Source organism: Kurthia senegalensis (genome assembly GCF_000285595.1).
In the GTDB taxonomy this organism is placed as follows: domain Bacteria; phylum Bacillota; class Bacilli; order Bacillales_A; family Planococcaceae; genus Kurthia; species Kurthia senegalensis.
This window is the reverse complement of record NZ_HE611067.1, coordinates 166881-179340: the sequence shown is the minus strand read 5'-3', so window position 1 is coordinate 179340 and position 12460 is coordinate 166881. Positions and strand designations below refer to the sequence as shown.

At 40.0% G+C, this 12460-nt stretch carries 12 protein-coding genes; 7 read left to right on the top strand and 5 right to left on the bottom strand.

Annotated features, from left to right (window positions below; all coding sequences use genetic code 11):
• The first annotated feature begins 43 nt into the window (after positions 1-43).
• On the top strand, positions 44-910 hold the full coding sequence (locus KSHG_RS10605; protein ID WP_010305880.1) for a LysR family transcriptional regulator: 867 nt from the start codon (positions 44-46) through the stop codon (positions 908-910).
• Positions 911-953: 43 nt separating this feature from the next.
• Here the strand turns inward: KSHG_RS10605 and KSHG_RS10600 are convergent, their stop codons facing one another.
• Positions 954-2144: an ornithine--oxo-acid transaminase gene (locus tag KSHG_RS10600; protein ID WP_010305874.1), complete on the bottom strand. Its 1191-nt coding sequence runs from the start codon at positions 2142-2144 to the stop codon at positions 954-956.
• Positions 2145-2361: 217 nt separating this feature from the next.
• Between KSHG_RS10600 and KSHG_RS10595 the strand changes: the two genes are divergently transcribed.
• Positions 2362-3204 carry a methyl-accepting chemotaxis protein gene (locus KSHG_RS10595; protein ID WP_010305870.1) on the top strand — a complete coding sequence of 281 codons (843 nt, stop codon included), beginning with the start codon at positions 2362-2364 and terminating at the stop codon, positions 3202-3204.
• 648 nt (positions 3205-3852) lie between these two features.
• Here the strand turns inward: KSHG_RS10595 and KSHG_RS10585 are convergent.
• Positions 3853-5034 (bottom strand): M20 metallopeptidase family protein, encoded by a 1182-nt coding sequence (locus KSHG_RS10585; protein WP_010305866.1) that lies wholly within the window; start codon positions 5032-5034, stop codon positions 3853-3855.
• Between the two features lie 12 nt (positions 5035-5046).
• On the bottom strand, positions 5047-6570 hold the full coding sequence (locus tag KSHG_RS10580; protein ID WP_010305862.1) for an AbgT family transporter: 1524 nt from the start codon (positions 6568-6570) through the stop codon (positions 5047-5049).
• Between the two features lie 164 nt (positions 6571-6734).
• Here KSHG_RS10580 and KSHG_RS10575 point away from each other — a divergent pair, with 164 nt between their 5' ends.
• Positions 6735-8030, top strand: coding sequence for a hypothetical protein (locus KSHG_RS10575; protein ID WP_010305858.1), 1296 nt, complete (start codon positions 6735-6737; stop codon positions 8028-8030).
• 72 nt (positions 8031-8102) lie between these two features.
• On the opposite strand, the gene sstT is transcribed toward KSHG_RS10575, so the two are convergent.
• Complete coding sequence (gene sstT, locus KSHG_RS10570; RefSeq protein WP_010305854.1) at positions 8103-9317, bottom strand: serine/threonine transporter SstT; 1215 nt, start codon at positions 9315-9317, stop codon at positions 8103-8105.
• 255 nt (positions 9318-9572) lie between these two features.
• On the opposite strand from sstT, the gene KSHG_RS10565 reads away from it, so the two are divergent.
• The 4 genes from KSHG_RS10565 to KSHG_RS10550 all read left to right on the top strand — a co-directional run bounded on the left by KSHG_RS10565 (position 9573) and on the right by KSHG_RS10550 (position 11045).
• Positions 9573-10016, top strand: coding sequence for a hypothetical protein (locus KSHG_RS10565; protein WP_010305851.1), 444 nt, complete (start codon positions 9573-9575; stop codon positions 10014-10016).
• Positions 10017-10051: 35 nt separating this feature from the next.
• Positions 10052-10267, top strand: a complete 216-nt coding sequence (locus KSHG_RS10560; protein ID WP_010305848.1) for a hypothetical protein — start codon at positions 10052-10054, stop codon at positions 10265-10267.
• A 173-nt stretch (positions 10268-10440) separates the two neighbouring features.
• Positions 10441-10734 (top strand): rhodanese-like domain-containing protein, encoded by a 294-nt coding sequence (locus tag KSHG_RS10555; RefSeq protein ID WP_010305845.1) that lies wholly within the window; start codon positions 10441-10443, stop codon positions 10732-10734.
• A gap of 14 nt (positions 10735-10748) precedes the next feature.
• On the top strand, positions 10749-11045 hold the full coding sequence (locus KSHG_RS10550) for a rhodanese-like domain-containing protein (RefSeq protein ID WP_010305842.1): 297 nt from the start codon (positions 10749-10751) through the stop codon (positions 11043-11045).
• A gap of 214 nt (positions 11046-11259) precedes the next feature.
• Here the strand turns inward: KSHG_RS10550 and KSHG_RS10545 are convergent, their stop codons facing one another.
• Complete coding sequence (locus tag KSHG_RS10545; protein ID WP_010305840.1) at positions 11260-12429, bottom strand: MDR family MFS transporter; 1170 nt, start codon at positions 12427-12429, stop codon at positions 11260-11262.
• Positions 12430-12460 lie beyond the last annotated feature (31 nt).

The window sequence follows — 12460 nt, the reverse complement described above, 5'->3', positions numbered from 1 at the left end:
TATAATAGAACTATTAGCAAAACTGATGGAAAAGAGTGAGCAAATGAATGCGTACGAAGCATTTTTAAAAATTGTCGAAGTCGGGACATTTACAGAGGCAGCGAAGCAACTCGGTTACACGCAATCAGCGGTTAGCCAAATCGTTCAAACGTTAGAACAACAACTAGAAACGCAGCTCGTCATTCGTTCAAGAAAAGGCATTTCTTTAACGCCAGATGGGGAGCAATTTTTGCCGTACATTCAAAATATTAGCTATGCCGAACGGGAATTACGGAAGAAAAAAGCGGAGATGGAAGGCTTAGATACGGGACTTGTGAAAATAGGTGCGTTGTCGAGTGTCGCATGCAATATGTTGCCGAAAGTCATTAAACAATTTAAACAACTTTATCCGGCTGTTCAATTTGAAATTCGCCAAGGAGAATATACAGATATTGAGCAGTGGATTGAAGAAGGGAGTATCGATTTTGGCTTCGTCAATGAAAAAGCGAATGCGCGTTTAACGAAACATTTTTTAAGTGAAGATCCACTTTTAGCGGTTTTATCGCCAAAATCAGCACTAGCAAATGAGGACAGGCTGACGCTCGAAATGGTCGCTAAAGAACCGCTCATCGTTATTGATGAAGGGGAATCCAACCATGCACTGGCACTGTTTGAAGCGGCATCGATTCACCCGAATCGCCATTACATCGTAGAGGAAGATTTTGCGGCAATGGCATTAATTGAACAACAATTAGGCATTGCGATTATGCCATCACTCATGTTGGAAAGATGTCCGTATGAGATTACGACGCGGCCGCTACAGCCAGAAGCATATCGCCAACTGTACATTGCGTACAAAGATTTTAATATTTTGCCGATTGCGACGCGAACGTTCGTGACGACCTTACTTGAAACGTTTGCCATCGATTAAAAAAGCCGCCCTAGCGAAATAGCTAGAGCGGCTTTTTAGCATATTAATTAAAAATTTGTTGGATTCGTTCGAATGCCCAATCGAGTTCTTCTTTCGTTGTCGTTAATGGAGGCGCAAAGCGAATAACTTTATCATGCGTTTCCTTACAAAGAAGACCGAGCTCTTTTAGTCGTTCACAATGTGGGCGTGCAGCTTCGTTTAGTTCGATGCCGATTAATAGTCCGCGACCGCGAACTTCGACGATACTCGGGTGATCGAGCGTCTGCAATTTTTCGATGAAATACGTGCCGAGCTGTTGTGCACGCTCAGCGAGTTTTTCATCAATCATGACGTCAAGAGAAGCAATTGATACCGCACATGCGAGTGGGTTCCCACCGAAAGTAGAACCGTGAGACCCTGGTTCTAAGACGCTTAAAATCGCATCATCGGCTACGACGGCAGAAATAGGTAATACGCCACCACCGAGTGCTTTTCCTAAAATAATCATATCGGGTGTGACATTTTCCCATTCATAGGCAAATGTTTTTCCTGTACGTGCAAGACCCGTTTGAATTTCATCGCAAATAAACAAGACATTATGCTTTTGGCAAATTGCCTCGACTTGTTTCAAATACCCTTCTTGTGGAATGATAATACCTGCTTCGCCTTGAATCGGCTCTAAAATAATCGCTGCGGTTTGTTCCGTAATCGCCTGTTCAAATGCTTCAGCATCCCCATAAGGAACGGTGATGATATTCGGTAAAAGGGGACCGAAGCCACGTTTGTACGCATCTTCTGAAGAAAGAGAAAGTGCGCCGAGCGTTCGCCCGTGGAAGTTGCCGCTACAACAAATAATTTGTGCTTCGTTATTTGCTACGCCTTTTACATCATATGCCCAACGCCGCGCAATTTTTAATGCGGATTCGACAGCTTCTGCGCCGGTGTTCATCGGTAATACTCTATTTTTATTCGTCAGTTTGGCTAGCTTTTCATACCAATTCCCGAGTTCGGTGTTGTGGAATGCACGGGATGTTAACGTTACTTTTTGAGCTTGATTGACTAATGCTTCAATAATTTTCGGGTGTCGATGTCCTTGATTAAGTGCGGAATAGGCGGAGAGCATATCCATGTAACGATTGCCTTCTGGATCGTATACCCATACGCCTTCTGCACGATCAATGACGATCGGTAAAGGGTGATAATTGTTGGCACCAAGTTGCATTGTTTTTTCGATAATTTCGCTTGATTGAGTCATCTAAATCCCTCCCTATTTTCTTCATTGTAACGGGCAATGGCAAGAACTACAACTCATATATGTAATCGCTTACATAAGAATTCTGCTAATTTTTACATAATAGAAAGTAGATTCATCCTATCATTGTAAAAAAATCACGTGAAAATCATGACTTTTATATCATCTCAATATAAAAAAGTGTTAGAATAGAACTAACGAAAAGAAGCGGGGGATGAAAATGGATACAATTGTAATGGATCGTCTTGAAAATTTAAAACAATGGTTACCGATGATTGCGGAAACGTATGAACCGGGAACATTACTTGCTTTAACGAGCTTAACACATACGATTTGGACGTATGAAGATGCGGAATTTGCAGGCAAACAAACAGAAATTTCAGAGGCACATCGTCCGATTAAAGCAGATGACATTTTACATAAAGTCATCCGTACGAAACAAAAGGTAGCATTTGAAGTGCCTGAAGAAAAATATGGTCGTGCCTTTTCGTATATGGCACTTCCTATTTTCGATGAGCAACGTACGTTGATTGGCAGTTTATCGGTTTGTCGCTCATTAAATACGCAACATCAATTGCTTCATGCGTCAGAAACGGTTGTGAATTCCACGACGAGTATTGCAGCCGCTTCAGAAGAAGTACAAGCATCTTCTACAGAATTCGAAGCACATATGGCGGGCTTATCGAAAGCACAAGATGAAATGTTGGAATATACAGAAAATACGGCAAAAATGTTGCAAATGATTAATAATATTGCAAAAAGCACACGTATTTTAGGATTGAATGCTGGCATCGAAGCAGCACGTTCGGGAGAAGCTGGAAAAGGATTTTCAGTTGTCGCAAGCGAAATTACGAAATTAGCAAATCAAAGTGCAGATTCGGTGAAAGAAATTAATCATGTGATGGAAAACCTTCGTCAAAAAGTAATCGCCATTTCGAAAACATTAGAAGAAACACATGAAATTTCAAAACAACAAATTGAAGCGATTTCGGGTATTACGGAGTCACTTGAACAACTAACGACAGTGTCTGAACAAGTAAGTACTTTAGCGAATAAATTGTAAAAAGCACCGTATTGATGTGAGGATGAAAACACGCAAACAATGTGTGAATGAAATGAGAAAGGCAGTCGTGGTTTTGAATCCACGACTGCCTTTTTTCTATTTTTTATAAAATGATAAAATGATAAAACATTGTATTTATAACGGTTGAAGCGTTTTTTTATTATTTTCTTTCTTGTTTTTCAGGTGGTTTAATTTGGCGGAATCGTTCGAGAAGCGTCGCAATCGTCCCGATGAAAAGAAGTAAAATACCGATTAAAACGACGTACGTCATAAGAAAAGCCCCTTTCGATCGAAATAGATAGTCAAAGTATAAAGGAATAGATGATGAAAATCATCTATTAGGAAGAAAGGGATGTACTAAAATTTTTTCAAATCACTCAAACGTCTCATACGAGTCGAACATGTGAAACATTTTATATTTATATTAAAAGGTTTTTGAACACAACCGTTTATACCGACAATAACTACGGTCATCGTACGCGGATTTTGACAAAATAAAACCATCTTTCACCGATTCAATATCGGAAAAAGATGGTTTAGTAACAATTTGACAGCGATTCCTAATGGAAAGCATTGGGCCAATTTGCTTTAAAAGAAAGGTTTTCTTTAATTGACTAATGTGTTGTATTGGTTTCTTTTTGTCGCATGTTATTTTAAATAGTTTAACGTCGCTTGCCCTAATACATTCGCTGCAACGGTCATCGCCCGTTCATCGAAATCAAATTTCGGATGATGATGTGGATACACTTCTGTCCATTCCGGATTTTTTGCCCCTGTGAAGAAGAAATTACCCGGCACTTTTTCAAGATAGTAGGCAAAATCCTCGCCACCCATTTGTGGTTCACACAGTTCGACTTGTACGCCTGGCATCGCTCGTACTGTTTCGATCACATGCTCGGTTTCTGCAGGATGATTCACTACAGCAGGATAGCCTCTCACATAATCATACGTATAGCTTGCGCCCATGTACGCACACGTTGCTTGGAGGAGTGTTTCAAGTTCGCGTTCGATTAATCCACGTTCCTCTTCACTGAACGTACGAGCCGTTCCTTTTACATACACTTGATCGGCAATGACGTTGAATGGATTCAACGCTTCAATGTGACCGACTGAAACGACTGCCGGATGAAGCGGATTGATTCGTCTAGAGACGATTTGTTGAAGGTTAACGATAAATTGAGACGTAATAAGAATCGAATCTTTCGTATCAGTTGGATTCGAGCCGTGCCCGCCTTTTCCTTTAACCGTCACGTAAAAACCATCTGCTGCTGCCATAATCGGACCCGGTTTCGTATACACCGTTCCGAGCTCAAGCGGTGCCCATAAATGCGTGCCGAAAATGACATCGACACCATCCAAACAGCCATCTTCAATCATCGCAATCGCACCACCAGGAGCAATTTCTTCTGCGTGTTGGTGGATAAAGACAATCGTACCTGACAATTCGTGCTGTAGCGCATTTAGCGCTTTCGCTAAAATGAGTAAAGTCGCTGTATGGCCGTCATGCCCACAAGCGTGCATGCGTCCTTTAATTGTCGATTGGAAAGGTAAGCCGGTTTCTTCTGTAATTGCGAGGGCATCAAAGTCCGCGCGCAATGCAACCGTTTTCCCGGGTTTATGTCCTTTTAGCGTTGCGACAACACCTTTTCCACCGACATTTTCTCGCACGTCATGCCCTAGCGCACGGTGAAAAGCGGCAATCGTTTGAGGTGTTTCAATTTCTTCGAAAGAAAGTTCTGGATTCGCATGGAAATGACGGCGTAAATCGATCATTTCTTGTTCGTATTGTTCGATGAGTGCACCGAGTTTTTGTTGTAAAATAACTGTCATGTTAACATCTCCCTATTTCAAATGAATAAAATCACCAGGTCCGAGTGGTAAGTCGAATAAGAACCAAATCGCAAATAAAATAATCCAGCCAATCGCGAATACGATTGAATACGGAAGAAGTGCGGAAATTAACGTACCAATACCGATATTTTTATCGTAGCGACGTGCGAAAGCGAGTAAAATCGCAAAATAGGCAAGCATTGGTGTAATAGGGTTCGTAATGGAATCCCCAACGCGGTAAGCTGCTTGTGTTATAGCTGGAGAATAACCTAAATACATAAACATCGGCACGAAAATCGGTGCGAGCAATGCCCACTTAGCAGAGGCACTTGCGATGAGTAAATTAACGAATGCGCAAATAATAATGAAGCCGATAATCATCGGTAAACCTGTAAAGTTGAGCGCTTGTAAAAATTCAGCACCTTTGATTGCCATAATCGAGCCGATATTACTCCAGTTAAAGTACGCGATCATTTGAGAAGCGACGAATGCAAGAACGATAAACGGAGACATATCCGCAATCGATTTGAAAATCTTTTCGGCGACGTCTTTGTCTGACTTCACTTCTTTCGATGCAATGCCGTAAGCGAGAGCAGGAAGTAAGAAGAAGAAGAGCATGATCGGCACGATACCGGTCATAAACGGTGAGTTTAAAAAGCTGCCTGTTTCAGGGTCTCTTAAAAGTCCGTTAGAAGGAATGACCGTAAATGCGATCACAATCGAATAAATAAGCGCGACAATCGTTGCCCATTTTAACCCTTTTTTCTCAAGGGACGTCAGTGGTTCGAGTTGATCGACAGTTCCTTTGAAATCACCGAAGCGAGGTTCTGTAAATTTCTTCGTCACCCACGTTCCGCAAATGACTAAAACGAATGTAGAGGCAATTAAAAAGTAGTAGTTCATCGTTGCACGCCCTGTATAATCAACGTCTGCAATGCGTGCGGCAGATTCGGTAATACCTAACAACAATACGTCGAGGGAGCTAATTAATAAGTTGGCACTAAATCCACCTGCGACAGCTGCGTATGTAACAATTAATCCGGCGATTGGGTTTCGTCCGATGCTCATAAAAATAAGCGCAGCAATTGGAGGTAAAATAATAAATGCGGCATCTGCTGCTAAATTTCCGACAAGCCCTGTTAAAATAAGGACAGGAACAATGAGTTTTTCAGGTGCTGCCATAACGGTTTTTTTCATCATAGCAGAAATGAGCCCAGTTTGTTCAGCAAGCCCAATTCCGAGCATTGTCACGATGACCATGCCAAGTGGGGGAAACCCTGTAAAGTTGTTGAGCATTTCTGTTAAAATTAAAATGAGGCCATCTTGACTAATTAAGTTGACGACAGTAATCGTTTCATCTGTACCGGGTTTAATGGCAGATAGTCCAATCGTGGATAGTAGCCAAGACAAGGCAAGTACGAGAATCGCCATGATGACAAAAAGGGTGATCGGGTCAGGAAGTTTATTCCCTGCTCGCTCGATAAAGTCTAAGAAGCGTGTCACGAATGTCGACTTTTTTGATTCGGTTTGATTCATGTTCTTTCATCTCCTTTAAGTGAATTAGACGTCATTAAGTTTGAATATTCTGTCTTTTTTGCGTATAACATAATAAAAGACAGTCGATTAATAAGTCTTTTATAAATAAAACCATATAATTACAAAATAGGCAATAGCTATTTTAAACGAAGAGGTGCTGTATCATGTATAAAATCAATGTTTTTGCGGCTGAATTATCATTATCATGGATTCAATATTTAAATACGATAAAGCCTGCTGATTGTGAACTTTTTTATTATACGTATCAAAATTTTGACGATTTAAAAACGACGTTAAAAGCGTATTTACACGAAGCGGACGGGGCGCTTTTTAGCGGACAAATTCCGTATTTTTTTGCGCAAACACAATTTGATTCACTAACGATCCCAATGGCGTATTTTGACATTTCAGAGCGAGATTTTTATCGAGTGTTGACGGAATTATTTTATTATCGAAAAATTTCTTTAGCGGAGTTAGCAATCGATTTTTGTTACGAGGAAAATGATTATTTAGGTATTCATGAATGGTCGATGAATGAAGCCCCGCATTTGTTTAGCCAGACGATTAATTCATACGCTACACAAACGATTATAGAGAGAGCGATAGATTGGCATAAGCAATTACATACACAAAATAAAGTGAAATTAAGTTTGACACGTATCGCAGAGGTACCCGCTATGTTAGACGAACAAAACATTCCGTACGTGTTCGTTCACCCGTCGAAGCATGCGATGCGGACGACGTTTCAAAAAATGATGAATCGATTAGAATTACGAAGATTGCGTCAAAATCAACTCGTCGTCGCACATATTCACATTCCAGTCGATCAGGCGAATGTCGATGCACTTGAATATCGCCAAATTGCCTTGTATAAATCAATTTTAGATTTGAAGGAGCGGGAACAGTCGATTTTAGTACATAGAGAAGCATCTTCAATCGTCTTATTGACGACGTATGCTTCTTTTAATAAGCTGACGCACGAACAATCAAAATGTGAGCTTGTCGCGTATTTAGAACATAGTTTGTCGTTCCCTGTAAAAGTCGGATGGGGAATTGGCAAAGATGTTATCGAAAGCCGCTCGCTTGCACAGCAAGCAGCACAACGCTGTTCTTCTAAAGAAACACAAGGTTTTATTATCGAGCAAAATAAGCAACGAGGCCCTTTATTGCCTGACGTCGTCATTTCATTTGATGAAGGGCGTCAACAGTACTTAAAACAGTTAAGTGAAGAAAAAGACGTACCGTTCGCACAATTACAAAAAATTGATGCGGTCGTACAGCAACTGAAAAATCCGATTGTGAACGGCGAATTGTTAAGTGAAAAACTGAATATGACCGTGCGTTCCGCTAATCGGATTTTGCAACATCTTCATAAGAAAAATTTAGCAAGGGCTTTGCCGACAACCGCTTCAACTTCTAGAGGACGGCCGAAGAAATTTTATGAAATTCAGTTTGTATAAACGGATTTTTCATTGGAATAAGCGAACAAAAAAAGACGCTCCCAAAAGGGAACGTCTTTTTTGTATATTCGATTAAGCTTTCGCTTCTTTACGTTCTTTTGCATATTCAGCTGTCGCTGTGAACAAGACGTCTGAAGATGAGTTAATCGCTGTTTCACAAGAATCTTGTACGACACCGATAATCATACCGACGGCGATTACTTGTGCAGAAATGTCTGCAGGAATGCCGAATAAACCACATGCAAGTGGAATCAGTAATAGTGAACCACCTGTTACGCCTGATGCACCAGCTGCAGAAACTGCTGCGATAACCATAAGTAAAATAGCTGTTGGAATATCAATGTCAATATTTAACGTATGGGCAGCAGCGAGTGATAAAACAGAAATCGTGACAGCGGCACCAGCCATATTGATTGTCGCACCTAAAGGAATTGAAACAGCGTACGTATTTTTATCTAAACCTAATTTCTCACATAGTTTCATGTTCACCGGGATGTTCGCGGCAGAACTACGTGTGAAGAAGGCTGTAATTCCACTTTCCTTTAAGCAAAGGAATACGAGAGGATACGGATTTTTACGTGTGTAAATGAATGTAATGAATGGATGTACAACGAGTGCAACGAATAACATTGTCCCAACGAGAACGATTAAAACGTGCCCGTATTTACCAAGTGCGCCTAGTCCATTTGTTGAAATCGTATCGTAAATAATACCGACAATACCAAATGGTGCAAGGTTAATAACCCATTGTACGACTTTTGAAATGGCGTCAGATACGTTCGTTAACACTGTTTTCGTCGTAGCACTTGCTTGTTTTAAAGCGAAACCGAGTACGAGTGCCCATGCAAGAATGCCTAAGTAATTCGCATTCATTAAAGCATCGACTGGGTTTGATGCAATGTTTACGAGTAAAGTTTTTAATACTTCTCCAATATTTTGTGGTGGAGAAATTTCTTGTGCTGATTCTTTTAAAATCAATGTAGATGGGAAAATTTTCGCTGCAATGACGGCAACAGCCCCCGCTAAAAATGTGCCAATTGCGTACAAACCTAAAATCGTTTTCATGTTTGTTTTTTGACCACTTTCGTGACTAGCAATGGCATGAATAACGAGTACGAATACTAAAATCGGTGCGACTGCTTTTAGCGAACTGATGAATAACGTACCTAATAAGGAAATCCAGCTCACATTTGGCACAAGTAACGCAAGAACGACACCGACAATAATACCTAAGACAATGCGACTTACGAGGCTTAAGCTGTTCCATTTTTTAAACATATTTTTCATGAATAAAGCCTCCAATTTTCCATCTACTGTATTTCTGGAGTAGACGAATGTTTTATTATAGAGAACAGTTTACCATTAAAATGCATAGAAAACCGAAAAATTCAGACATTAATGAAAATTAATGCAAAAACGTTTAATTATAAAGCTTGAAATAGAATAAAAAGACGATTGGGAGTAAAAAAGGAACATGTTTAAGGTTTTTGAATAAAAAAGGACAATCAAGTATAATAGAAGAGAAGACACAGGAGGGGTATTATGCAAATTACAGCATTTGATCGTTGCAATAAAGAAACAGAAGAAATTATCGCAGCTCTCGATCAATCATTTTTAAAACAACCAATTGGATATGTAGAACAAAATCCAATTGAATACATTTATGTAGAAGCTAAAGAGTTTGCATCACGTAAAATGGACGCTGTTGTCATTGAATTTGATGACATGTTCAAAGTGAAAACCGCATTATTTGGTTTAACATTACAAAAAAAATATAGCAATCCAATTAAAACTTATTTAAGAAGCCATTTAACACCGATGCTCGGTTCATCAAGCGCAATGTTTAACGGTCAAGAAGGTCTTTGGGAAATTAACATCGCATTCGATGCGATGGAATCATTCGAAGGTTCTGAAACGATGGGCGAAGCACTTGAAAAATTACTAGCATTCGTCGATGATCTGTTGAAAGAAATTAATGCGGCTTAACAGTTATTTTACTAAATAAAGAGGAGCTGTTCCTATTGCTTATTTTAATTACATTAGGCGTTTTATTCATGATTTTAATTTTATTAGCTGTTTACAAAACGATTCGAAACCATCGAAACGGTGGCGATACGTACACACCATTTGATAATTTAACAAGAGGTGTACAAGACGATGTATCACGCGAACCATTAAAAGAAGAACAAACGTATATTGAACCTCGAGTAGAAGAACGAAAAGAGCCAAAAGAATAAAATTTAAATGCCCCTATACCTATATAGGGGCATTTTTTTATAGGAAAAGATAAAATAGACAGGTATTAATGTTTTATTTATATGAATAGGATGTTTTTAACGTATAAAACCTTCTTTTTTGACTTTTATACCTTATGGGGTATAATAGACTAGGAATGAAAAGGAGGGATTCGATGTTTGGGCATTTATTTACGAAAATACCATCGATTTCAACGACTGAGTTAAAAGAAATGATGCGAGATCAGCAAAAAATCTTTATTGACGTGCGAACACGTAGTGAATATAAACATAACGGCTTGCGCCAGTTTAAAAATATGCCACTTGGAAGCGACTATTCAACGCTTCCGAAAAATAAAGAGATTTACGTCATTTGTCAAAGTGGTATGCGTTCGAAAGCGGCATGTAAACAAATGAAAAAATTAGGGCTGCATGTGACAAATATTCGTGGTGGCATGAACCAATATTAAGGAGTGGGGAAAAAATGAAAGAAATGAGTGCAACAGACGTATTACATGCGCTTGAACAACAGCAAACATTACATATAATTGATGTTCGCACGACAGAGGAAGTCGCACATGGGAAAATTTCAGGGGCGGTTAACATTCCGCTTCACTTATTAGAAGCGAAATTACCGGATTTATCTAAACAAACACCGTATATTTGTGTCTGTCACGCAGGAGGTCGCAGTGCACAAGCGACTCAATTTTTAACGCAAATGGGCTATGATGCGACGAACATGACTGGCGGTATGCTTGCGTGGGAAGGTCCTACAGAGTAAATAAAGATGCCGCTGCCGATAGATAGCGGCATTTTTATTATCCATTTTTTTAAAAGGGGCTCTTTTTGCTTATTTAAAATTAGTTTGTTCGAAGTGTCTGCGAAAAGCGTTGCTCAAAACAAAGAACAATGTACACATATGAAAAAAAGGGTCGTCATGATTTCAACATCATGACGACCCTTTTTTTGATTAGGGGTTTGTCCTAACCTCTTTTTTATAGGCGGAATTCCTTTCTTCGAAAAGCGAAGAAATAGCAAATAAGTGATAAAAAACTAATGCCTGCCATTAAGAGGTAGAGCTGGTCGGCAAAATGGACGAGCAGCCAACTACCTAAGAAAGGTCCTAAAAATCCACCTAAACTTTGAAATTGCATAACACCTAAATACGTTGCTTTTTGATGCGGGGGTGCAATCATTTCAATGACCGCACTCATCATCGGAAAGACAAAAATTTCCCCAATAGAAAAAATGACCATGGCGATGATGTACGTTGACCAATTCGTTGCAAATTGAAAGCCGACCATGCCTGCCATGAAAAGCACGACGCCGATGACGATACTCGTTCGAATGGATAAACGTTCGCTTAAAATGCCGAGTGGTAGTTGCAACACTAAGACGGTGAGCGAATTGACCGCAATTAAAACGGAGTACAACTGCAGCCCGTCGACGAGCGAACGCGTTAAAAGTTGTGGCATTGTGGAAGACGTTTGAGAATAAACGAAGCTACCGAAAATCGCTGCAATAATGAGTAAAAGTAACGTCGTATCTTGCATGAGCGTCGTTGACATACTTTTTAAATTGTTTTGAGCATACGGTGTGTGCATTTCAGGCACATTTTTCAAAATAAGGAGTAGGAATAGTCCGTACATACAATACATCGATGCGGTTAATAAAAAAGGAATGCGCATCGATGCACTTTGAATGAGCAATACACCGATGAGTGGTCCGATTACGGCCGACAAATTAATCGCCGTATAGCGAATCGAAAATAGTCGGCGGCGTTTCCTCTCATCTGTATGGTCAATCATAAGTGCTTGAGAAGCAGGTTCGAAAAATGACCGGCACAATCCGTTCAAAGCATTACAAAGTAAAAATACCCAAATACTGTCGGCAAAAGCGAAGGCGAAAAATACAGCGCTCCAGCAAAAGACCGAAATTTTTAAGATTGGTTTTCGTCCGAATTGGTCAGTTAAAAATCCGCCGAAAAATCCCCCAACTGTCGCAGCTAATTGTGAGATGCCGACGACGAGTCCAATCATGAGCGGGGAAGCGTGTAAATCATTTTGCAAATAAATCGCTAAAAAAGGAAGCGTCATAAAGCTCGCAATTCGTGCGAAAACCGTTCCACCGAGTAATTGCCAAACGATCGGTTGAAAATAAGACACAAAAACCCCTCCGTGAATGTAAAATCTATTG

Coding starts and splice junctions, on each gene's coding strand:
- KSHG_RS10605 (WP_010305880.1), top strand. CDS start 44: ATGAATGCGTACGAAGCATTTTTAAAAATTGTCGAAGTCGGGACATTT.
- KSHG_RS10580 (WP_010305862.1), bottom strand. CDS start 6,570: ATGAATCAAACCGAATCAAAAAAGTCGACATTCGTGACACGCTTCTTA.
- KSHG_RS10550 (WP_010305842.1), top strand. CDS start 10,749: ATGAAAGAAATGAGTGCAACAGACGTATTACATGCGCTTGAACAACAG.
- KSHG_RS10600 (WP_010305874.1), bottom strand. CDS start 2,144: ATGACTCAATCAAGCGAAATTATCGAAAAAACAATGCAACTTGGTGCC.
- KSHG_RS10565 (WP_010305851.1), top strand. CDS start 9,573: ATGCAAATTACAGCATTTGATCGTTGCAATAAAGAAACAGAAGAAATT.
- sstT (WP_010305854.1), bottom strand. CDS start 9,317: ATGAAAAATATGTTTAAAAAATGGAACAGCTTAAGCCTCGTAAGTCGC.
- KSHG_RS10585 (WP_010305866.1), bottom strand. CDS start 5,034: ATGACAGTTATTTTACAACAAAAACTCGGTGCACTCATCGAACAATAC.
- KSHG_RS10555 (WP_010305845.1), top strand. CDS start 10,441: ATGTTTGGGCATTTATTTACGAAAATACCATCGATTTCAACGACTGAG.
- KSHG_RS10575 (WP_010305858.1), top strand. CDS start 6,735: ATGTATAAAATCAATGTTTTTGCGGCTGAATTATCATTATCATGGATT.
- KSHG_RS10595 (WP_010305870.1), top strand. CDS start 2,362: ATGGATACAATTGTAATGGATCGTCTTGAAAATTTAAAACAATGGTTA.